Origin of the sequence: Neorhizobium galegae, assembly GCF_021391675.1 — a bacterium.
In the GTDB taxonomy this organism is placed as follows: domain Bacteria; phylum Pseudomonadota; class Alphaproteobacteria; order Rhizobiales; family Rhizobiaceae; genus Neorhizobium; species Neorhizobium galegae_B.
This window is the reverse complement of record NZ_CP090096.1, coordinates 831,374-853,352: the sequence shown is the minus strand read 5'-3', so window position 1 is coordinate 853,352 and position 21,979 is coordinate 831,374. Positions and strand designations below refer to the sequence as shown.

The following is a 21,979-nucleotide window of genomic DNA, read 5'->3' as shown; positions in this document are numbered from 1 at the left end:
CGGTTTTTCAACAGGAGCAAAAACGATGATAAAAATGCAGAGGGGTTTGCGGACGGCATTCGTGGCGATGGCGCTCGCAGGCACGGCGTTCGCGCCGGTCTCGGCTCTCGCCGCCGGCAAGCTGACGGTGTCTTCGCCACAGGATCCGGGCAGCTGGGATCCGATCGACACTTTCCTGGTCAACTGGGCCTCGGTCTCGACCAACATCTTTGACGGCCTCACCTATCGCGGCCCCGACCTGAAGCTCGTCCCGGGTCTTGCGACCTCCTGGGACGTGCTCGACAACGGCATGCGCATCCGCTTCAAGCTGCGTGAAGGCGTGAAATTCCACAACGGCGAGGCGTTCGACGCCGAAGCCGTGAAGTTCACCTTCGACCGCTTGCTCGGAGCCGAAGGCGCCAAGGGTCCGCAACAGTCCAACTACAACTCGATCGGCAGCGTCGAGATCATCGACGCCAACACCGTCGAGTTCAAGATGAAAGTCGCCGATCCGGTCATCCTCACCAAGTTCGCCGGTTACGGCGGGATGATCGTTCCGCCGAAATACATCGCTGAAAAGGGCGACGCCTATTTCAACGCCCATCCTGTCGGCACCGGCGCCTTCAAGTTCGTCTCCTACGAGCCAAAAGTGAACATCGTTCTCGCCGCTAACCCTGACTACTTCGGCGGCGCGCCAAAAATTTCGGAACTGGAATACAAGTTCATTTCCGAGCCGGCGACAGCGGTTGCCGAACTCCAGGCCGGCCGTGTCGATCTGGTCATCCCGCCGACCATTCCGATCGGCATGATCCCGACGATCCAGGGCAATGCCAAGCTTGCCGTGGTCACCTCCCCCGGCCCGACGGTCTATGCGCTGCGCTTCAACACGCGCGACGGCATCACCAAGGACCCGAAGGTCCGTCAGGCGCTGATCATGGGCGTCGACCGCGATGCGATCATCAAGTCGATCCTCGGCGGCCAGGCACAGCCGATCGCCAGCTTCCAGGGACCGCTGTCCTTCGGCTTCGACAAGGCCATGAAGCCGCTTCCCTACGATCCGGCCAAGGCACAGGCTCTCCTCAAGGAAGCCGGCGTCGCTCCGGGCACGGCCCTGCAGATCGACCTTCGCGGCAACGAGGCGACCTTCATCGAAGTCGCCCAGGCGATCTCCGCCTATCTGCAGGTGATCGGCATCACCGCGACGATCAAGCCCTATGAAACCAACGTCCTGCTGAACGACATCATCCCGAACGGCAAGACGGGCGCGATGTTCCAGCAGTCCTGGGGCGGCTGGACGCTCGACTACGACAACACCGCGGTCGCCATGTACAAGACCAAGGAAAAGTGGAACCCCTACGACAGCGACCCGAAGATGGACGACCTGCTCGCCAAGCAGCGCACCATCACCAATGTCGCCGAGCGCGAGAAGGTTCTGCAGGAAATCGCCCATTACGCCGCCGACCGGGCGCTCGAGATGCCGCTCTACAACCTCAACGCCATCTTCGGCATCAACAAGCGCGTGAAGAATTTTACGCCCGTGCCGGATAGCCGTCTGAAGTTCACCGACGTCACTGTCGATTAAGACTTCGCGAGCCGCCGCCTTTCAAACGGAGGCGGCGGCTCCGACAAAAATAAGGGAACGAGAGATTTGGCCGCATTCCTGATTAAACGCCTGGCTCAGGCGATTTTCGTCGTGATTGCCGTGACGCTGACGGTCGCTTTCGCGATCCGCCTCACCGGTGACCCGGCGCTGATGCTGACGCAGGGCGCCGGCAGCGTCACCGAGGCCGATCTCGTGAAAATCCGCGAGGGGCTCGGGCTTAACGAACCGTTCTTCGTCCAGTACTTCAATTTCCTCAAGGGCATCTTCACGCTTGATTTCGGCAAGAGCTTCCTCGGTGGCACATCGGTTTCGCTGCTGATCGGCAAGGCGCTGCCCGCAACACTGGCGCTCGCCTTCACCTCGCTGATCGTCTCGATCGTCATCTCCATTCCGCTCGGCATCAAGGCCGCCACCGCACGCGGCAAATGGGCCGACCAGATGATCCGCATCCTGTCGCTCGTCGGTCTGTCGTTTCCGAATTTCTGGCTGGCCACCATGCTGGTGCTGCTTTTCGCGATTGCCGTGCCACTGCTTCCGCCAAGCGGCATGGACGGATTTGAAAGCTTCATCCTGCCGGCAGTCACCATGGGCATCATCCTGACGGCGACCAATGTCCGCCTGGTGCGCACCACCATGCTGGAGACGCTGCGCTCGCAGTATATCATGGTCGCGCGCGCCAAGGGCCTCAGCGAAAACACGGTGCTCTACAAGCATGCGCTACGCAACTGCGCCATTCCGCTGATCACGTTTTTCGGGCTGCAGTTCGGCGGCCTGCTCGGCGGCATCGTCGTCGTCGAGCGGGTATTCAACTGGCCGGGCCTCGGAACGCTCGCTTTCGACGCCGTCGGAGCCCGTGACTATCCGGTACTGCAGGCAGTCATCACCGTTTTGTCGCTGATGATCATCGGCATCAACCTTCTGGTTGACATCGCCTACGGCCTCGTCGATCCCCGCATCCGGACGGAGTGAGAGCCATGGCTTCGCGCGCTGCTTCCTCGAATTTCCTGAAACTCGAATTTGTCCTTGGCGCCTTCCTGGTAGGCATTATCGGGGCTGCGGTCATCTTTTCCGGTGTAATCTTTCCCGGCGGCGCCGAAAAGATCGACCTGATGTCGCGCCTCGTGCCGCCATTCGTCAGGCCAGCGCATGTCTTCGGCACCGATCCGCTTGGGCGCGACGTGCTCGCCCGCGTCATGGCCGGCGGCAAGATCTCGCTTCTGGTCGGCTTCGTCTCCGTCGCCGGCGGCGTCACCATCGGCGTCGTGATGGGCCTGATCGCCGGTTATTACCGCGGCATCTGGGACATGCTGGTGATGCGCTTTGCCGATATCCAGCTGGCAATGCCCTTCATCCTGCTCGCAATCACCTTCATCGCCATCGTCGGCGGCGGGCTGGCGAACACCATCATCCTGCTGATCGTCTCGCAATGGGTGCAATATGCCCGCCTTGTCCGCGGCTCGGTGCTGACGCTGCGCGAGCGCGAATTCATCCTTTCGGCGCGCGCCATCGGGGTCAAGGACTGGCGCATCATCGTCCAGCACCTGCTACCCAACCTCATCGGCCCGGTCATCGTGCTGATGACGCTGAATGTCGCCACCAATATCCTGCTCGAATCGAGCCTCACCTTCCTCGGCCTCGGCATCGACCCGACCATTCCGAGCTGGGGCGGCATGCTGGCCGAAGGCCGCACTTATCTGCAGACCGCCTGGTGGGTCAGCGTCTTCCCGGGTCTTGCCATCCTTCTCACCGTCCTTGGCCTCAACCTCCTCGGCGACTGGCTGCGCGACAGTCTCGATCCCACAGGCAGAACCTCCGCATGACACTGATCCACGAACAGCAGGTCGAGCGCACGCTCGACACCCTCGTCGCGCGCTTTGCCGACGCCAAGAGCGCGAAGGTCGAAGCCTGGGTGTTCGACGACGAAAAGAGCCGCAGCAAAGCCGAGGCGACACTTGCCGCCGCAGGCGTCGAGGCGAAGTTCCGTAGCGCCTACAAGCCGTTGCTGCATTTCTTTCTCGAAGAGGTCGATCTCGAGAACCTTTCGGCTCTGCATATCGTCTACCCCGTTCATCGTGCTTGCCCGAAAAACCGTTTCCTGCTCGAAGCCTATCCGCTCGCCGGTCTTGTCGGGGCGGCACGGCTGACCTTCGAAGCTGGGGCCGAAGATGCATTTTACGTGGTGACGCTGACCGCAAGGGATGGCAACATCGGAACCCATAAGGTCTTCGCGCCGAACCGGCTCCACACGGATTTCATCGGCGAAACGCTGCTGTCGCCGACCGGTTGGCTATGCCTCGACGGCGGGACCGGCGAACGGCTGGAGACCGACTACGAACTGCTGTTCTCCTCGGCCATGGAAGCCATCGCGGCCCATGACTGGGGGACGAAGGAGCCTTATTTCGACGAACTCAATATCGCCGTCACCCTACCGGCCCAAGACCGGCGCTTGGCCGTCGGTGAGGAGGTCGTCAGCCTGCGCGAGGCGCTGCACGAGGATTTCTATTTCTCGCTTCTGGAAGTCTTCCAGAAGAAATCCGGCCGGCCGATCGGCGACCGTGGCCTGCAGCCCGGCCAGATCATCCCGGAAATCCGCGAGGGAGACACCATCTCCGTCCGCATCGAAACGCGACCGCTCTGGACCTTCGAAGCTAGTGCAGAACTGCAGCAGCTCGGCTCGGCCATGTCGCCGGTCCCGGTGGCGCAGATCCGGCAGGAACTCGCAGCGATAAAGGGCGTCGCCTTCGAAGCCCGTTCGCGGACCGGCCGCGCCGTGGAAGCCCGCTATCACGCCGGCGGCGACAAACCCGTCATCATCAGCGGCGGCCAGCATGCCAACGAGACGACCGGCATCGTCGGCGCGTTGCGTGCCGCTCAGACGCTGAGTTCAAGACCGAACGCGCATTTCGTCATATCGCCGCTCGAAAATCCGGACGGTTATCAGGTACACTGGCGGCTTCGCACTGACAACCCGCTGCACATGCACCATGCGGCGCGCTACACCGCGCTCGGCGACGATCTCGAATACCGCTCGGGCAAGGAACTGTTCGAAAAGGCGATCCGCCTTGAAGCGGAAAGGCTGAGCGGTGCGAAGCTGCACGTCAACCTGCACGGCTATCCTTCCCATGAATGGACGCGACCGCTTTCCGGCTACGTGCCGCGTACGTTTGCGATGTGGACGGTACCGAAGGGGTTTTTCCTCATCATGCGGCATCACGCCGAATGGACGGTGCAGGCGGAAATCCTGGTCGACCGCGTCAGCCGCCACCTCGCCGCCATTCCGGGCCTCGTCGCCTATAACGCCACCCAGATCAAGCTTTTTGAAACCCATGCCGGGGAAACCGGCTTCCGCATCATCAACGGTTTCCCATGCCTGATCTCGATCGACGACCGCCATACGGTTCCGCTGACGCTGATCACCGAATATCCGGACGAAACCATCTACGGCCCGGCCTTCATTCAGGGCCACACGGCGCAGATGGAGACCGTGCTTTCCGCCTATGATGCGATCCAGGCGATCGAGGAACCGTCGCAGGCCCCGGGACCAGCAGTCTGACCCCTCGGTGTTACCTGATTTCGGATGAAATCCATCCAGCGATGAACCATGCTTCTTCGCTGGATGGCCGCGCTTCGAAAGCGCGGACCGCGGCCTCGCCAGTCTCCTGAATTACTCCTTGCCGCCTGCACAGATTCTGCAATCCGGTCCCGCATTCTCTTGTCATGAACAAGAGCAGCACCCCGCCCCGCATCACTCCCTCCACACTGCCAGATCGCCTCCGCAATGACGGATGGTGGCTGGTGGACGATCGCCAGCCCGAAGGAATTCCTCCTGACCGGCGTCCGGCGACCATGCTCATCGTGATCGAGGGCCGCGTCAGAGAGAGGGCCAGCAGTGCAAATGACTGACAAGCTGCCGGCACCGATGCCCAGGACACGCGGCGCCAATCGAATCGCCGCTCTTCTAGCGGTCGTGGCGATTTCGGATTTCCTGATCTTCGGTCAGGCGCCGGGGCTCAACCTTTTCCTGTTTGCGATTCTGGTAGCCGCCACACTTCTCTTGTCGGCAAGGCGGCGCACGCGGCCCTTGACGGCGGTCCTCTTGTTCGGCCTTTCGGCTTTCGCCGCGGCGCCGCTCATAGAAACTCCATCTCCAATGGGTGTGGCCGTTTCACTTGGCGCGATCATGTGCGTTGCGCTGGCGAGCGCCAGGCTCGTGCCGCAGCGGCTGAGCGGTCTTCCCCCGGTTCTTTTTCGTTTTGTCCTCGTTGTCCCGCTACGACTTCTGCAGGATTGCAGAAAACATCTTGCCTCGCGGGCCGAACGCTCATCATTTGCTGCGATCTGGCGGAATCTCGGCATCTGGATGGTGCCGCTTATTCTCGCTTCGGGTTTTCCTGCTTCTCTTCGCCATCGCCAATCCGCTGATCGAAGACGCGCTGCGCAGCATCGATCTCGCATTTCTGCTGCAATTCATGGATCTCTGGCGGATCGGCTTCTGGATGACGACGGCCGCTTTCGTCTGGGCCATGCTGCGACCGCGCCTGAAGCGTAGAACCGCTCGGCACCGAGCGCACGACCCGGCCGCAGGTGACATCGAAATTCCGTTTCTCACCCATGCCTCGCTGCTGCGGTCGCTGCTCCTCTTCAATGCGCTCTTTGCCATGCAGACGCTCTTGGATCTCGTCTATCTCTGGGGCGGTGTCGATCTCCCGGACGGCATGACCCATGCGGAATATGCCCATCGCGGCGCCTATCCGCTGATCGCCACGGCTCTGCTTGCCGCAGCCTTCGTCCTGATCGCCATGCGTCGGGGCGGCCCGGGCGACAAAAGCCCTCTGATCCGCGGCCTCGTCCATGTCTGGATCGGCCAGAACGTGCTTCTCTGCCTGTCGTCGATCCTGCGGCTCGACCTCTATGTCGAGGTGTATTCGCTGACGGAACTGCGCGTTGCCGCCGGAATATGGATGGGCCTCGTTGCCCTCGGCCTTGTCTTGATCCTGCTGCGGATCGTGTTGCGCCAATCCAACCAATGGCTGATCGCCACGAATATCGCCGTGCTGGCAAGCGTGCTCTACCTCAGTGCCTTCATCGATTTTCCGGCCTTCATCGCCCGCTTCAACGTCACGCACAGCCTGGAACTCAGCCATGAGGGCGTTCCGCTTGATATCGGCTACCTGTCGTCGCTCGGCCCCTCCGCCATCCCGGCGCTTGATCTCTATCTCTCCGCCCTGCCCGAGGAGGCGATCGACAAGAAGCACAGGGCGCTGTCGGTCAGGCAGTCGCTTGCCTATGATTTTGCGTGCCGGCCGCGTGACTGGCGGAGTTGGAGTTTCCGAGCGGAGCGGATCGAAGCCTATCTCCGTTCACCTGCAACCATTGCAAGATAGAGGAAGAACGATAACAACAGCGACAGTGAATTTCTGCAGGATCCATCATGGCGCATCGCATCCTCGTCGTCGATGACGAACCCCATATTCGCGACGTGATCTGCTTTGCCCTGGAACGCGCCGGCATGGTGTCGACGACCGCGCGCAACGGCACCGAAGCGATGATGGCGTTCCATCGGGGAAACATCGACCTCATCGTTCTCGATATCGGCATGCCGGAAATGGATGGCCTAGAGGTCTGCCGCCAGATCCGCAAGACCTCCGGGCTTCCCATCCTGTTCCTATCGGCCAGAGACGAGGAGATCGACAGGGTGCTGGGGCTTGAGATCGGCGGTGACGACTATGTCACCAAACCCTTCAGCCCGCGCGAACTGGTCGCCCGCGTCAAGGCGATCCTGAAACGCAGCGGCAATGGTGGCGGTTTCGACAACCGTGAGAATATGCTCGTCGCCGGAGAGGTCAGCCTCGCCCGGGCCGCAAGGACCGTGAGCTTCGGCGGCACCATGGTCACGACCACCGCGCTCGAATTTTCCATTCTGGTCGCGTTGCTTTCCCGCCCCGAGATGGTGTTCAGCCGCGAGCAGCTCATGGCGGCGGCTTATGGCCCCGGCATCCATGTGGCGGATCGCACGATCGACAGCCATATCCGCAACATCCGGGCCAAATTTTCGGCGGCGGGCGCGATCGGCATTATCGCTACCGTTCACGGCGTAGGCTTCAGGTTTGGCAGCGATCTCGGGAGGAAGGCGTAATGACGGCGCCACGAGTGCGGACGAAATGGCGGCCGCCGCTGGCGCTGATCGTGTACGCGGTGCTTCTGGCCGTGATGGTACTGCCGGTCCTGATCATCATCTGGTTTCGCGCCCCGGAAACGACCTCGATCCGGATGACGCCTGCCGAAACAGCGGCACTGGTCGTCGTCCTCACACTGACGCTCGCGGTTGCTTACGTGCTCGCCCGCACCATAACCCGCCCCATCAATGCGCTGATCGCCCGCACCGAGGAGATTGCCCGCGGTGGCAAGGTGGCAATCCGGCCGCTGGAACGTTATGGGACGCGCGAGATCGCGACACTGTCGCAAAGCTTCCTCGACCTCGCGGGCAGGCTGGTCGACCGCACCGAATATGTCCGCTCCTTTGCCGCGCATGTCTCCCACGAACTCAAATCGCCGTTGACCGCGATCCGGGGCGCTGCCGAACTGCTGCGCGACGACGACGATCTGCCGATGACAACAGCGCAACGCCTGCGTTTTCTCGACAATATCATCGCCGACGCGGAAAGGCTCGACGCCTTGCTGTCGAGGTTGAGGGAACTGGCTCAGGCGGAGCTTCCCATGGCTCAGGGCGAAACGAGCGTCAAAGATGTCCTGCCCCTGCTGCGCAACCGGTTTCCCGGCCTTGAAATTTCCGGGGCGGGAGACACGCAAAGTACCGTCGCCCTGCCATTCGAAGCAGCCGGCATCGTCTTTGCCAATCTTGCGGAAAACGCGGCTCAGCATGGCGCCACCAGACTGGAACTGGCGGTAGGAGCCGACACGCGAACCGCTACCATTCTCGTGCGCGACAACGGCGGCGGCATTTCCGAGGGAAACCGGGAGCGCGTCTTTCAACCCTTCTTTTCGACCCGTCGCGAACAGGGCGGCACCGGCATGGGTCTCGACATCGTCCGCACCATGCTGGGATCATACGGCGGCACGATTCGCCTGCGGCAGGCGAACAGCGCGGGGACTGAATTCGAGATCATTGTGCCTCTGACGCCCTGACGGGCGAGGGAAACTAGGCCGTGGCACAACCTGCCGCGATCGTTTGCGGATGCGGGTATTGATAGCGCAGTGGCGTCGCCTAGCTCTCTCCGCCGGGTGTAAACCGGGCGACCAATGCGTGCCGGTCGCCCGGATAGGTGAAGCGCACGAATGTTACCGGACCGGTGTTGCCCCAGGTCCGTCGTTCGATGACCAGACAGGCTGCGTTCCTGGAAATGTCGAGCGTCCTTGCGACCTCCGCGCTGGCCGACTGGGCATAGATCCGATGTTCCGCAGTGCTCCACGGGATCTGGCTGATGAGCCAGGTCCCCGGCGCCGACTTCGAAAAATCCTCGGTTTCCGCTTCGGGCACCGTCGTCAGGTTGATCAGCCGCTCCTCAAGGCAGAACGGTCGTTCGCCGGCATGATGAAGGCAGACGAGATCGAGGACCGGCGCCGCTTCCGAAAGCTCCAGATGCTGCCGGTCAACTGGGCTTGCCTCGCGCCGAGCCCGCTTTTCCAGCCGGTAGGAATAGGGAAGTTTAAGGGAGCGGACCTCTGCTTCGATACTATGGATTTCAAGCACTGCGGACTGGGTCACCGGCTGCGATACGAAGCTGCCGGACTTCTTGCGCCGCTCGATCAGCCCGGCTCTGGCAAGATGCGTCAGCACCTTGTTGGCGGTCATCCGCGAGCAGCCGTATTGTACGGCAAGATCGACCTCGAAAGGCAGTCGGTATCCCGGAGGCCATTCGCCGGAGACGATCCGTCCCTCTATGTCGCTTAAGATACGATGATGGAGGGTGGCTTCCTTGCCATTGGTCATACTGTCAGCAGTTCCCGCATTACCGTCCTGAACCGCCGGCCGATCGCATCCCGCTGGACATGCCGTCCGCCTTCGACCCGCTTGCGGCCAAGCGCCCAGACGCAATCCACGGCAATGCCGTCCGCAAATATCCAATGGTCGAGAATCTGATCGGCGGCAAGATAGGGAACGTGCTCGACGTCGAGCGAAACGATATCGGCGTAGTTGCCCTGGGCCAAGCCAACGGCAGCGTTGAGCGCCATTCCGCCGCCCGAAAGCGCCGTCTCGAACAGCCGCCCCCCCGTCGAGCCTTCCGGTTTTGCCAGGACGTTGCGCCTCTTCAGGCCGAGGCGCTGGGAATATTCGAGCTGGCGCAGCTCCTGCGCCACGGAAATCAGTATGTTCGAATCCGAACCGATGCCGAAGCTGCCGTTGTGGCCGAGGAAGAGATCTCCGGGGAAGATCCCATCGCCGAGATTGGCCTCGGTGATCGGGCAGAGCCCGGCGACAGCCCCACTTTCCGCCATGCGGCGGGTTTCATCCTCGGTCATATGCGTCGCGTGGATGAGGCACCAGCGTTCGGTGACCGGCATGTTTGCGAACAGCCAGTCGACGGGCCGCGCGCCAGACCAGGCAAGGCACTCCTCGACCTCCTTCACCTGTTCGGCGATATGGAGATGCACAGGCCCGTCGCCTGCCATCGGCACGACCTGCCTGAGCTCCTGCGGGGTTACGGCTCGCAGGCTGTGGGGCGCGACGCCGAGTTCCGCGCCGGGCATCGCCGCAGTCAGGCGACGGCAACCGTCCATGGTTCTGGCGAAATCGTCGACCGAGTGGATGAAGCGGCGCTGGCCTTCGATCGGCGCCGCACCGCCGAAGCCGGAATGCGCATAAAAGACCGGCAGGAGGGTCAGGCCAATTCCCGCCTCCGCACTCGCCGCCCCGATGCGTTCGGCCATTTCGGCGATATTGGCGTAGTGGCCGCCATTCCTGTCGTGGTGGAGATAGTGGAATTCGCCGACCCGGGAAAAGCCGGCCTCCAGCATTTCCATATAGAGCTGCGAAGCGACGGCCTCGACCTGTTCCGGCGTGATCGACAGCGCAAACTTGTACATCAGCGTCCGCCAGCTCCAGAAGCTGTCGTCGCCGGGACCGCGAACCTCCGTGAGACCTGCCATGGCGCGCTGGAAGGCATGGCTGTGCAGGTTCGGCATCGCAGGCACCAGCACCTTGTGACGCTCGTCTTCGGTCGCGGCCTCGATGCCGACCTCCACCCCGGCGAGCCGGCCTGCCTCGATCGTCAACCTTACATTCTGCTGCCAGCCTTCCGGCAGAAGAGCCAATTGCGCATGAAGCGTGGCCATGGACGCCCTTCCCTTTTCCTCGCGGAGACCAAAATTCTTCTTGTCACCTGGATTATTATGTATATACATGTTCGCCCATAAGGAAAGGCGAAAAGCTTATGGATGGGGAAGATTCTTCAAAATCTGCAGCAGGCTCCGCTACGCTTTGGCACAATGCGCGGATCGCCACTTTTGCTCCCTCTGCATCCGGCCTCGGCATTATCGAAGCCGGCGCGATCGCCGTGCGCGACGGGCGGATAGCTTTCGTCGGCGCACTGGCCGACCTGCCTGCCGAATTTGAGAAGTCCGAAAACAAAACCGATTGCGGCGGGCGCTGGATCACCCCGGCGCTGATCGACTGCCATACCCATCTGGTATTCGGCGGCGACCGCGCGATGGAATTCGAAATGCGCCTGGCCGGATCGACCTACGAGGAGATCGCACGAGCCGGCGGCGGCATCATCTCGTCGGTAAAGGCAACCAATGCACTCTCGGAAGACGAGCTCCTCGCCCAGGTGCTTCGCAGGCTGGACACGCTTCTGGCCGAGGGTATCAGCACGGTCGAGATTAAATCCGGCTATGCGCTGAACATCGAGGGCGAGCTGAAAATGCTGCGGGTTGCCCGCAGGCTGGGCGAAGTCCGACCGGTGCGGATCGTCACCAGCTGGCTTGCCGCGCATGCGACACCGGCGGAGTACAAGGGCCGCAACGGCGATTATATCACCGACGTGGTCCTGCCGGGTCTCGATGCGGCGCATTCGCAAGGGCTCGTCGATGCGGTCGACGGTTTCTGCGAGGGCATTGCCTTCTCGCCCGCCGAAATCACCCGGGTTTTCGACAAGGCGAAAGCGCTTGGCCTTCCCGTCAAGCTGCATGCGGAACAGCTCTCCGATCTTGGCGGCGCACGCCTTGCCTCTTCCTATGGCGCGCTGTCGGCCGACCATCTGGAATATCTTTCGGCGGCCGACGCGAGGGCCATGGCTGACGCCGGTACGGTCGCCGTGCTGCTGCCGGGTGCCTTCTATACACTTCGCGAAAAGCAGGCGCCGCCTGTCCAGGCGCTGCGCGACGCCGGCACCCATATCGCGCTTGCGACCGACAGCAATCCTGGCACATCGCCGCTGACCTCGCTGCTCATGACCATGAACATGGGCGCGACATTGTTCGGCCTGACGGTCGAGGAATGCCTTGCCGGCGTCACGCGGGAGGCCGCGCGCGCACTCGGCCTTCAGGCTGAAACCGGCACGCTCGAAGTCGGCAAATCCGCCGACTTCGCGATCTGGGATATCGAGCGGCCGGCGGAGCTCGTCTATCGCATCGGCTTCAATCCGCTGACGGCACGGATCTTCAAGGGCGAGAGGGTTTCCGCATGAGCATCGTTCTGACACCCGGCTCGGTGAGCCTTCGCGAGCTTCAGGACATCTACTGGAACGGCACGCCGGCACGGATCGATTCTTCGTTCGACGCAGGCATTGAGAAGGCTGCGGCGCGGATCGCCCAGATTGCCGCCGGCAACGAACCGGTCTACGGCATCAATACCGGCTTCGGAAAACTGGCGTCGATCAAGATCGACAGTGCCGATGTCGCGACGCTCCAGCGCAACCTGATCCTGTCGCATTGCTGCGGTGTCGGCGCGCCGCTCGCCGAGAATATCGTCCGCCTGATCATGGCACTGAAACTCATTTCGCTCGGTCGCGGTGCATCCGGCGTCCGGCTCGAACTGGTGCGCCTGATCGAGGCGATGCTGGAAACCGGCGTGATCCCGCTCATTCCCGAAAAAGGCTCGGTCGGCGCGTCGGGCGATCTGGCGCCGCTTGCGCATATGGCGGCCGTGATGATGGGCGAAGGCGAGGCCTTTTATCAAGGCATATTGCTGCCGGCTGCCGAGGCGCTTGCGAAGGCCGGATTGAAACCGGTCGTGCTTGCCGCCAAGGAGGGCCTTGCCCTGATCAACGGCACCCAGACTTCTACGGCCCTGGCACTGGCCGGCCTGTTCCGTGCCCATCGCGCCGCCCAGACAGCACTGGTGACCGGCGCGATGTCGACAGATGCCGCCATGGGCTCCTCCGCACCTTTCCATCCGGATATCCACACACTTCGCGGCCACAAGGGCCAGATCGATGCGGCCGCGGCGCTGCGCGCCCTACTGTCGGGTTCGGTCATCCGCGAAAGTCATCTTCAGGGCGACGAACGGGTTCAGGACCCCTATTGCATCCGCTGCCAGCCCCAGGTCGACGGCGCCTGCCTCGATCTGCTGCGCTCGGTTGCCCGCACGCTTGAGATCGAAGCCAATGCGGTGACCGACAATCCACTGGTGCTTTCCGATGACACCGTCGTTTCCGGCGGCAATTTCCACGCCGAGCCGGTGGCCTTTGCTGCCGATCAGATCGCGCTTGCCGTCTGCGAAATCGGCGCGATCTCCCAGCGCCGCATTGCGCTGCTCGTGGACCCGGCCCTTTCCTACGGTCTGCCGGCCTTTCTCGCAAAAAAGCCGGGGCTCAATTCCGGGCTGATGATCGCGGAAGTCACATCCGCCGCCCTGATGTCGGAAAACAAGCAGATGTCGCATCCCGCCTCGGTCGATTCGACGCCGACCTCCGCCAACCAGGAAGACCACGTTTCCATGGCCTGCCATGGGGCACGCCGACTTCTCCAGATGACCGACAATCTTGCGACCATCATCGGCATCGAGGCGCTGACGGCGGCGCAGGGCGTGGAACTGCGCAAGCCACTGACCACCAGCCCCGAACTCCAGAAGGTGATCGCCACCATCCGCTCCGTCGTTCCGAGTCTGGAAGAGGATCGTTACATGGCAAACGACCTCAAGGCGGCGACAGATCTCGTTGCTTCAGGCGCGCTTGGCGCGTCCGTTTCCACGGATATCCTGCCGGTCCTGGAGGCGTGAAATGGCTGTCTTTGAAGTGACCCAAGGCGCCTCCCCAGTCATTCTCGGCTTTCCGCATACGGGAACCGATGTGCCCCAGGCGATCTGGGACCGGCTGAACGACAACGGTCGCCTGCTTGCCGATACGGACTGGCACATCCATGAACTCTATTACGGACTCCTGGCGGATGCGACGACGGTGCGCGCCACGTTCCACCGCTACGTGATCGACGCCAACCGCGATCCGCAGGGTGCCAGCCTCTATCCCGGCCAGAACACCACCGGCCTGATCCCGGAGACGGATTTCGACGGCAAGAGCATCTGGAATGACGGTGCCGCGCCGACCGAGGCCGACACCGCCGACCGGCTGCGGGATTTCCATGCGCCCTACCACGCGGCGCTCGCAGCCGAAATCGAACGGGTCAAATCCATCCACGGCATTGCCGTTCTCTACGATTGCCACTCGATCCGCTCGCACATCCCGTTCCTGTTCGAAGGCGCCCTGCCCGATTTCAATATCGGCACGGACATGGGCAGGACTTGCGCGCCGGCCATCGAACAGGCAGCGTTCGCTGTGACGGCCGCGGCATCGGGCTACACCAGCATCCTCAACGGCCGCTTCAAGGGCGGCTGGACGACGCGGCACTACGGCAAGCCGGAAACCGACGTCCACGCCATCCAGATGGAACTTTCGCAATCCACCCATCTCGAGACGGAGACTCCGCCCTTTGCCTATGATCCGGCCAAGGCAGAGCGACTGCGTGTCCATCTGAAAGATATCCTGACGCGGATCGAGCGGATCGCGCTCGGCCTCGCATCACAGAAAAACAACAACCAATAAAGGGAACGTTCCGATGACCAATCCCCGCCACAACATCCGCGAAATTCGTGCGCCCCGCGGCAATCAGCTCAACGCCAAAAGCTGGATGACGGAAGCGCCCCTGCGCATGCTGATGAACAATCTCGATCCGGACGTGGCGGAAAACCCCAACGAACTGGTCGTTTATGGCGGCATCGGGCGCGCCGCCCGCACCTGGGACGATTTCGACCGGATCGTCGCGACACTGAAGACGCTGACGGAGGAAGAAACCCTGCTGGTGCAATCGGGCAAGCCGGTCGGCGTGTTCCGCACCCACAAGGACGCGCCGCGCGTGCTGATCGCCAACTCGAACCTCGTGCCCCACTGGGCCACCTGGGACCATTTCAACGAGCTCGATAAGAAGGGGCTGGCCATGTACGGCCAGATGACGGCCGGTTCGTGGATCTATATCGGCACCCAGGGCATCGTGCAGGGCACCTATGAGACGTTCGTGGAAGCCGGCCGCCAGCATTATGGCGGCAACCTCAAGGGAAAATGGATCCTGACCGGCGGTCTCGGCGGCATGGGCGGCGCCCAGCCGCTTGCTGCCGTCATGGCCGGCGCCTGCTGCCTTGCGGTCGAATGCAACCCCGACAGCATCGATTTTCGTCTGCGCACCCGCTACGTCGATGCCAAGGCGGAAACGCTCGACGAAGCCATGGAGATGATCACCCGCTGGACGGCCGCCGGCGAGGCAAAATCCGTCGGCCTGCTCGGCAATGCGGCGGAAATCCTCCCCGAGATGGTCCGTCGCGGCATCCGTCCGGACATGGTCACGGACCAGACCTCCGCCCATGACCCGATCAACGGCTACCTGCCCAAGGGCTGGACGATGGCCGAATGGAAGGCCAAACGCGAAAGCGATCCGAAGGCGGTGGAAAAAGCAGCCCGCGCCTCGATGCGCGAACATGTGGAGGCGATGATCGCCTTCTGGAACGCCGGCATTCCAACGCTCGACTACGGCAACAATATCCGCCAGGTCGCCAAGGACGAGGGGCTGGAAAACGCCTTCGCCTTCCCGGGCTTCGTGCCGGCCTATATCCGTCCGCTGTTCTGCCGTGGCATCGGCCCGTTCCGCTGGGCCGCCCTTTCCGGCGATCCGGAAGACATCTACCGCACCGACGCCAAGGTGAAGGAACTGCTGCCGGACAACACGCATCTGCATAACTGGCTCGACATGGCGCGCGAACGGATTTCCTTCCAGGGCCTGCCGGCGCGCATCTGCTGGGTGGGCCTCGGCGTCCGCCACAAGCTCGGCCTTGCCTTCAACGAGATGGTCCGCAATGGCGAACTGAAAGCGCCGATCGTGATCGGCCGCGACCATCTCGACTCCGGATCGGTCGCCTCTCCCAACCGGGAGACGGAAGCGATGAAGGACGGCTCGGATGCGGTGTCTGACTGGCCGCTGCTGAATGCGCTCCTCAATACGGCATCCGGTGCCACCTGGGTGTCTCTGCATCACGGCGGCGGCGTCGGCATGGGTTATTCGCAGCATTCCGGCATGGTCATCTGCTGCGACGGCAGCGAGGACGCCGACCGCCGCATCGAACGCGTGCTCTGGAACGACCCCGCCACCGGCGTCATGCGCCATGCGGATGCGGGCTACGAGATCGCCGTGGATTGCGCCAAGGAAAACGGACTGCGCCTGCCCGGCATCCTCGGGAACTGAACCCATGAAAACCCTGCGCGCATCCGGCCACAAGCGAATGCCGTGGAAGAACGGAGGCGGCGAGACGGTGGAGATCGCCGTCTATCCAGCCGGTGCTTCGATCGCGGATTTCGACTGGCGCATCAGCATGGCGACCGTCGCCTCCGACGGACCGTTCTCGATCTTTCCGGGCGTGGACAGAACCCTGTCGATTCTCTCCGGCAACGGGATGGAGCTGACGATCGATGGTGGCTCGCCCGTCACTCTCGATCTCAATTCCGAGCCCTGTCCGTTTCCTGCCGACAGGCCGGTTTTCGCCGCGTTGGTCGATGGCGTGACAACGGACCTCAACGTGATGACGCGACGCGGCCGGTTTTCTCACCGCGTCATCAGGCTTCCGACGCCCATGTCGCTACCGCCGTCGGCATTTTTGAGGTTCGTTCTTGCCACAGGAAAACACACGATTGCGTTCGGTTCGGAGAAATTTGACCTCGGGCCACTTGATTGCCTGACCTTCGGCGCCGAAGTGACAGGCGATCTTGTTATCTCCGGGGACTCGGAGGTTTTCCTGATAGAACTGAATCCCGAAGGTGGGGACGACTTGCGCTGACACTCTCAGCCAGGTTCATCAAGCGCGATCGACGGCGGCGTCGCCCATTCGTTGAGCAGCAACGCGCCGATTTCGAGCCATGCGGGATCTTGATAAAAACCTGATATAATCAGTCATGATTTTTAGATGGGCCTCTTGCCGCCACCCCGGGCGCCGGTATAGTCGGAGACATGGACGATATCCGTAGACGCGATTTTCTTGAGGTTTTTCTCTCCGTGAGAGAACGTCTGGCCGCCGCCATTCAACGGCGGGTGGAATGTGCGGCGACCACAGCCGATCTCACGCAAGACACGTTTCTGAGACTCTGGGAGCGACCTGGCCTTCTGCGCGACGTCTCCGATCTGGCAGGTTACTTCGTGACCACCGGACGTAATCTGGCTGCCGACCATGAGCGTCGCCGACGCATCGCACCTTTCGTCGCCGGCGTCGATCACCTCGAATACGTCGCAGACAATCGTCCTTCTGCCGAGGACGCGGTTCTCAGCCGCGATGAATTGAAAAGACTGCAGGAAATCGTCAATTCGCTGCCACCGAAATGCCGGCAGGTCTTTCTACTCTCGCGGATAGATGGGCTAAGCTATGTCGAGATCGGCACAAAGCTCGGAATTTCTCCCAAAACGGTCTTCAGCCATATGGTGACTGCGCTGGAACGGCTGAAAGCCGGAATGTAAGCAGTTTCTTCATGATGCCGGACCAGATTTCTCCCCCTCCTATTCGTTCTGTTCATGGGTTTTGAGGAATCGCATCTCATGGAAGAAGCGCCGGACGGCCACAGACAGGCAGAGGATGAGATCTCCCGCAGGGCAGCGGAGTGGTTCGCGCTTCTGCTGGATGGCAGCGAGACCATGTCCGATCGCCAGCGCCTTCGGGAATGGCTGCTGGCCGACGAGAGACACGCGAAGGCTTATTCCGATCTGGAAAGGTTATGGTCCGGGGCCGGCATTGTCCATGATCTCGGAAAGGCGCAGTCCCCATCGCGACGAGCCGTCCTGAAAACGGGCGGGGCTGCCATGGTGCTGGCCGGCGTCGTCTGGGGCAGCATGCGCCTGTTGGGTCCCGCCGCGGCCTATAGCACGGGGACGGGCGAGACCGCCTCGGTGACGCTGCCCGATGGTTCGGTCGCCACTCTGTCGACCCGGACCGCATTGGCACTCAATTTCGATGCAGAACGGCGCCGGGTTATCCTTGAAAAAGGCGAGGCATTTTTCAAGGTCGCAGCGGACGCATCCCGCCCCTTCGTCGTCGAGGCCTCGGACCTCTTTTCCACAGCGCTCGGCACTGCCTTCTCAGTCGGGTTCCAGGAAGACGGGATCGCCGTGACGGTCACCGAACATGCGGTCAGCGTTTCTACTCGCGAAAAATTCCAGCGTGTTGAACAGGGACAGAGCCTGATCTACAGGAACGGACGGATGTCGATGCCTGTCAAGGCGGACGTCGAGACGCAGCTTTCCTGGAGGAGCGGCAAGCTGGTCTTCCTTTCGACCCCCTTTCGTGACGTCATATCGTCTCTCTCCCGCTGGCGCACCGGCAAGATCATCGTCATGGACGACAGGCTTGCGCAGAGCCGGGTGACGATCATCGTCGACGTGAAGCGGTCCGATAGCATCCTCGACACGCTGGCGCTCGGCCTGCCGATCAAGGTCCAGACGCTATCGCCATGGCTGACCTTTATTTACCCGAGATAAATATTTCAAAAATCACTCAGGTTTTTGGGGAAAGCGTTCGTCCCCATGATCAGAGCGTGTGTATCGCGCTGGTCTGTCGCGTTGCCTAAGGGGGATTTTCGTGTCGCGTCCTATCATCAATCGCCATCTGCCGAGCATGTCGGCAGGATCGTTCCGTAAGCTGCTTCTGGCGACCACCTGCGTCATTCCGCTGTTTCAGGCCATGTCGGCGGCGGCGCAGGCTCCGGCATCGTCCTACACATTCTCGATCCCTGCCCAGCCTCTTTCCTCAGCCTTGGTGCGCTTTTCCTCGGTGACGGGTATCGACGTGCTTTTCAACGGCACCCTGCCGGCCGGCGCTCGCACTCAGGGTCTCAGCGGTTCCGCGTCACCGGAGGAGGCGCTCACGAGGCTGCTCGCCGGAAGCGGTCTTTCCTGGCGGTTCCAGGATGCCAATACCGTCGTGCTGACGGATCCGACCGCCACCGGTGCCGCCGCATCGGCGGGCAGTGCGACAGAGCTTGCTCCGATCATATTGACCTCGGAGACCGCCTGGGGGCCGGTGGACGGCTTCGTGGCGACCCGTAGCGCGACAGGCACCAAGACCGATACGCCGCTGATCGAGACCCCGCAGTCGATATCCGTGGTCACGCGCGATCAGATGGACGTGCAAGGGGTCAACAGCCTCAACAGCGCGCTGCGCTATACCCCAGGCGCCAGCGGCGACCTGTACGGCACGGACAATCGCGGTCTCGGCGTCCAGCTTCGCGGCATGGGCACGGGCAGCAGCGGCATCTTTTATCGCGACGGCCTGCAGCTCAAGGACTCCAATTTTACCATGTTCAACGCCATCGAACCCTATGGCGCCGAGCGTTATGAGGTCCTGCGCGGTCCGGCTTCCGTTCTCTACGGACAGGCCACACCCGGCGGCTTGATCAACTACGTCAGCAAACGGCCGACCGAAGACGTGCTGCGCGAGGTCGAGATCGTCGGCGGAAGTTTCGAACATTATGAGGGCCGGTTCGATTTCGGCGGACCGGTCGGTAGTGACGACACGCTGTTCTATCGCATGACGGGCGTTGTGCGCGACAGCTCGACGCAGATCGATTTCGTCGACGATGACCGCCTCTTCCTGGCGCCGGCGATCACGTTCAAGCCGGACGAAGACACAAAACTCACCGTTCTCGGTCAGTATCAGCGTGATCGCTCCGGCTGGGCCATGCAGTATCTTCCGGCATCGGGCACTGTTTTTGGCAGTCCTTTTGGCAAGATCCCGAATAGCCGGTTCGTCGGCGAGCCTGCCTTCGACGAATACAACAATACGCTCGGTTCCGTCGGTTACGAATTCGAACACCATTTCAACGACGCCTGGCAGATCCGCCAGAACGCGCGCTATGTCTGGCTGACCCATGAGGAACAGGGCGTTTTCGGCGCCGGGCTGCAGGCGGACGGCCGGACTTATGATCGTTATGCCGACGGCGGCAGCACCAATCTCCAGGGCGGCACGATCGACACGCAGATCATCGGCGAGTTCGATACGGGGGAGTTGGCGCATACCCTGCTCGCCGGTATCGACTTCAAGCGCCACTATTATCGCGACTACGCATCGAGCGGTGACGTGGATCCGCTCGACATCTTCGATCCCGTCTACGGCAAACCGATCGGTCCGATGATCCCTTACAGGAACACCGAGACCGTGCAGAGTCAGCTTGGCATCTATGGACAGGACCAGATCAAGCTCGATCGGTGGACGCTGACATTGGGCGGACGTTACGACTGGGCATGGGGAACGGCCCGTGATGCCGTCGACTCCGGCAATAACGTGAACATGAAAGACGATGCGTTCACCGGACGCGCCGGCCTCGTCTATCTCACCGACAACGGCCTGGCGCCCTACGTCAGCTACACGGAATCCTTCAACCCGGTCACCATGGCCGGATTCGAACCGGAGACAGGCCGCCAATATGAGGTCGGCATCAAGTATCAACCGCCGGGCTCAAATTCCTTCATGACTGTGTCTGCCTTCGATCTCGCCCGCCAGAATGTCGTGAGCTACAGCGGCCCGGGTGGAGGCACGGTTTCACAGACCGGTGAAATCACCTCGCGCGGCATTGAAGTCGAGGGTGTGGCAAGCCTTGATTCCGGTGTGGATGTGCGGCTTGCCTACACCTATCTCGATACGGAAGTGACAAAGGAAACCACCGGGGATTCTGCCACCGGAACAAGTGACGTCGGCAACGCACCCTTCGGCGTGGCCCGGCACCGTGTCTCGCTCTGGGCGGACTACGAGCTGCAGAATGGACCGCTGGAAGGCCTCACCATTGGCGGTGGCGTTCGATATGTGGGCAAGACCTGGGGCGATGACGCCAATACCTTCAAGGTTCCCGGTTATGTGCTCGCCGACGCGGCGCTCAGCTACAAGAAGGACAACACGACACTTTCGCTCAACGTCAGCAACATTTTCGACAAGGATTACGTTGCTTCCTGCTTTGCCGACGGCTTCGGTTGCTTCTATGGCGAGGGGCGCCGGATCACTGCCTCCGTGCGAGTTACCTGGTAAGGAAGGCAACTTGAGCGCCGGCTTCCACTCTCCGACAAGGCGCGCGTTCCTGGGCGGGACGGGCGTCTTTGCCGCGTTCCCTTTTCGCGGTTTCGCCTCGTCCCCTCTCCGGCGCGTCGCCTGTCTGGAGTGGACGGCAGCCGGGATGGTGATGTCCCTTGGACTTGCGCCGATCGCCGTCGGCGATCTCAAAGGGTATAGGCAGTGGGTCGATCAGCCGACATTGCCGGAGACGACGCTCGACCTCGGGTCGCGGGGTGAGCCGAGCCTTGAGCTGCTGGAAGAGCTCAATCTGGACCTGATCATCGCAACCTACGGATACGGATTGGAGGTCGGCGATTTTGAACGCTTCGCGCCGACCTACGACCTCCCCCTCTATGCCGATAAAACCTCGCCATATGCGCAGGCCAAACGGGAGACGAAAAGGCTTGGCGAGCGCCTGGGGCGGGAGCGCGAGGCCGAAGCTCTTCTTCTTGGGACGGAACGCACGATCGACGAATCCCGCCTGCTGCTCGCGGACCGCAAGGCTACCCCTCTCTGCCTCTTCACCTTTTTCGACAACCGGCACCTGCGCATCTACGGTGCCGGCAGCCTGCTTCAGGATGTGCTGGACCGGCTGGACCTTCGGAACGCATGGGACCGCGAGACAAGCGAATGGGGAATTTCGACGGTCGGCGTGGAGCAGCTCGCAACCATCGGCGACGTCCGGCTCGTTTGCCTGGAACCGATCATGCCGCATGCGGTGCGGATGATGCGCGGAAGTTCATTGTGGCAAAACCTGCCCGCCGTGCGTACCCACCCGATCACGACCATTCCCACCCTCTGGCCGTTCGGCGGACTGGATGTAGCGGCCCGTTTTGCATCGCTCCTCGCCGACAACCTGGTCTCGGCATGATAAC

17 protein-coding genes and 1 pseudogene are annotated in these 21,979 nt (G+C 62.0%); 16 read left to right on the top strand and 2 right to left on the bottom strand.

What is annotated here, in order from left to right:
* Positions 1-25: 25 nt before the first annotated feature.
* The 7 genes and pseudogenes from LZK81_RS26755 (at position 26) to LZK81_RS26725 (ending at position 8,728) form a co-directional block, all read left to right on the top strand.
* Complete coding sequence (locus tag LZK81_RS26755) at positions 26-1,561, top strand: ABC transporter substrate-binding protein (RefSeq protein ID WP_233956967.1); 1,536 nt, start codon at positions 26-28, stop codon at positions 1,559-1,561.
* Positions 1,562-1,627: 66 nt separating this feature from the next.
* Complete coding sequence (locus tag LZK81_RS26750) at positions 1,628-2,551, top strand: ABC transporter permease (RefSeq protein ID WP_046604752.1); 924 nt, start codon at positions 1,628-1,630, stop codon at positions 2,549-2,551.
* 5 nt (positions 2,552-2,556) lie between these two features.
* Positions 2,557-3,402, top strand: a complete 846-nt coding sequence (locus LZK81_RS26745) for an ABC transporter permease (RefSeq protein ID WP_233956965.1) — start codon at positions 2,557-2,559, stop codon at positions 3,400-3,402.
* Positions 3,399-5,135, top strand: coding sequence for a M14 family zinc carboxypeptidase (locus LZK81_RS26740; protein ID WP_233956963.1), 1,737 nt, complete (start codon positions 3,399-3,401; stop codon positions 5,133-5,135). Before LZK81_RS26745 ends, LZK81_RS26740 begins: the two co-directional genes overlap by 4 nt.
* 336 nt (positions 5,136-5,471) lie before the next feature.
* Positions 5,472-6,966 (top strand): annotated as a pseudogene (locus LZK81_RS26735) (DUF4153 domain-containing protein).
* Positions 6,967-7,013: 47 nt separating this feature from the next.
* Positions 7,014-7,718, top strand: a complete 705-nt coding sequence (locus LZK81_RS26730; RefSeq protein ID WP_233956961.1) for a response regulator transcription factor — start codon at positions 7,014-7,016, stop codon at positions 7,716-7,718.
* On the top strand, positions 7,718-8,728 hold the full coding sequence (locus tag LZK81_RS26725) for a HAMP domain-containing sensor histidine kinase (RefSeq protein ID WP_233956959.1): 1,011 nt from the start codon (positions 7,718-7,720) through the stop codon (positions 8,726-8,728). The genes LZK81_RS26730 and LZK81_RS26725 overlap by 1 nt, the downstream gene beginning before the upstream one ends.
* A 79-nt stretch (positions 8,729-8,807) precedes the next feature.
* Here the strand turns inward: LZK81_RS26725 and hutC are convergent, their stop codons facing one another.
* On the bottom strand, positions 8,808-9,533 hold the full coding sequence (gene hutC / locus LZK81_RS26720; protein WP_233956957.1) for a histidine utilization repressor: 726 nt from the start codon (positions 9,531-9,533) through the stop codon (positions 8,808-8,810).
* Positions 9,530-10,876, bottom strand: a complete 1,347-nt coding sequence (locus tag LZK81_RS26715) for a formimidoylglutamate deiminase (protein WP_233956955.1) — start codon at positions 10,874-10,876, stop codon at positions 9,530-9,532. The genes hutC and LZK81_RS26715 overlap by 4 nt, the downstream gene beginning before the upstream one ends.
* A 98-nt stretch (positions 10,877-10,974) precedes the next feature.
* On the opposite strand from LZK81_RS26715, the gene hutI reads away from it, so the two are divergent.
* The 9 genes from hutI (at position 10,975) to LZK81_RS26670 (ending at position 21,975) form a co-directional block, all read left to right on the top strand.
* Positions 10,975-12,228, top strand: coding sequence for an imidazolonepropionase (gene hutI / locus LZK81_RS26710; protein ID WP_233956953.1), 1,254 nt, complete (start codon positions 10,975-10,977; stop codon positions 12,226-12,228).
* Positions 12,225-13,760, top strand: coding sequence for a histidine ammonia-lyase (gene hutH, locus LZK81_RS26705; protein ID WP_233956951.1), 1,536 nt, complete (start codon positions 12,225-12,227; stop codon positions 13,758-13,760). The genes hutI and hutH overlap by 4 nt, the downstream gene beginning before the upstream one ends.
* A gap of 1 nt (position 13,761) precedes the next feature.
* Positions 13,762-14,580 (top strand): N-formylglutamate deformylase, encoded by an 819-nt coding sequence (gene hutG, locus LZK81_RS26700; protein WP_233956949.1) that lies wholly within the window; start codon positions 13,762-13,764, stop codon positions 14,578-14,580.
* A 13-nt stretch (positions 14,581-14,593) separates the two neighbouring features.
* Positions 14,594-16,267 (top strand): urocanate hydratase, encoded by a 1,674-nt coding sequence (hutU, locus tag LZK81_RS26695; protein ID WP_233956947.1) that lies wholly within the window; start codon positions 14,594-14,596, stop codon positions 16,265-16,267.
* A gap of 4 nt (positions 16,268-16,271) precedes the next feature.
* Positions 16,272-16,856 (top strand): HutD family protein, encoded by a 585-nt coding sequence (locus tag LZK81_RS26690; RefSeq protein ID WP_233956945.1) that lies wholly within the window; start codon positions 16,272-16,274, stop codon positions 16,854-16,856.
* 170 nt (positions 16,857-17,026) lie between these two features.
* Positions 17,027-17,527, top strand: a complete 501-nt coding sequence (locus tag LZK81_RS26685; protein WP_233956943.1) for an RNA polymerase sigma factor — start codon at positions 17,027-17,029, stop codon at positions 17,525-17,527.
* Positions 17,528-17,605: 78 nt separating this feature from the next.
* Complete coding sequence (locus LZK81_RS26680) at positions 17,606-18,541, top strand: FecR family protein (RefSeq protein ID WP_233956940.1); 936 nt, start codon at positions 17,606-17,608, stop codon at positions 18,539-18,541.
* A 100-nt stretch (positions 18,542-18,641) separates the two neighbouring features.
* The gene (locus LZK81_RS26675) at positions 18,642-21,080 is read left to right on the top strand and encodes a TonB-dependent siderophore receptor (protein WP_233956939.1); all 2,439 of its coding nucleotides are present in this window, start codon (positions 18,642-18,644) and stop codon (positions 21,078-21,080) included.
* 10 nt (positions 21,081-21,090) lie between these two features.
* Positions 21,091-21,975 (top strand): ABC transporter substrate-binding protein, encoded by an 885-nt coding sequence (locus tag LZK81_RS26670; protein WP_233956938.1) that lies wholly within the window; start codon positions 21,091-21,093, stop codon positions 21,973-21,975.
* Positions 21,976-21,979: the final 4 nt, after the last annotated feature.

Bases quoted from the DNA above. Each gene is read 5' to 3' on its own strand.
- LZK81_RS26755 (WP_233956967.1), top strand. From the start codon at position 26: ATGATAAAAATGCAGAGGGGTTTGCGGACGGCATTCGTGGCGATGGCG.
- LZK81_RS26745 (WP_233956965.1), top strand. From the start codon at position 2,557: ATGGCTTCGCGCGCTGCTTCCTCGAATTTCCTGAAACTCGAATTTGTC.
- LZK81_RS26740 (WP_233956963.1), top strand. From the start codon at position 3,399: ATGACACTGATCCACGAACAGCAGGTCGAGCGCACGCTCGACACCCTC.
- LZK81_RS26730 (WP_233956961.1), top strand. From the start codon at position 7,014: ATGGCGCATCGCATCCTCGTCGTCGATGACGAACCCCATATTCGCGAC.
- LZK81_RS26725 (WP_233956959.1), top strand. From the start codon at position 7,718: ATGACGGCGCCACGAGTGCGGACGAAATGGCGGCCGCCGCTGGCGCTG.
- hutC (WP_233956957.1), bottom strand. From the start codon at position 9,533: ATGACCAATGGCAAGGAAGCCACCCTCCATCATCGTATCTTAAGCGAC.
- LZK81_RS26715 (WP_233956955.1), bottom strand. From the start codon at position 10,876: ATGGCCACGCTTCATGCGCAATTGGCTCTTCTGCCGGAAGGCTGGCAG.
- hutI (WP_233956953.1), top strand. From the start codon at position 10,975: ATGGATGGGGAAGATTCTTCAAAATCTGCAGCAGGCTCCGCTACGCTT.
- hutH (WP_233956951.1), top strand. From the start codon at position 12,225: ATGAGCATCGTTCTGACACCCGGCTCGGTGAGCCTTCGCGAGCTTCAG.
- hutG (WP_233956949.1), top strand. From the start codon at position 13,762: ATGGCTGTCTTTGAAGTGACCCAAGGCGCCTCCCCAGTCATTCTCGGC.
- hutU (WP_233956947.1), top strand. From the start codon at position 14,594: ATGACCAATCCCCGCCACAACATCCGCGAAATTCGTGCGCCCCGCGGC.
- LZK81_RS26690 (WP_233956945.1), top strand. From the start codon at position 16,272: ATGAAAACCCTGCGCGCATCCGGCCACAAGCGAATGCCGTGGAAGAAC.
- LZK81_RS26685 (WP_233956943.1), top strand. From the start codon at position 17,027: ATGGACGATATCCGTAGACGCGATTTTCTTGAGGTTTTTCTCTCCGTG.
- LZK81_RS26680 (WP_233956940.1), top strand. From the start codon at position 17,606: ATGGAAGAAGCGCCGGACGGCCACAGACAGGCAGAGGATGAGATCTCC.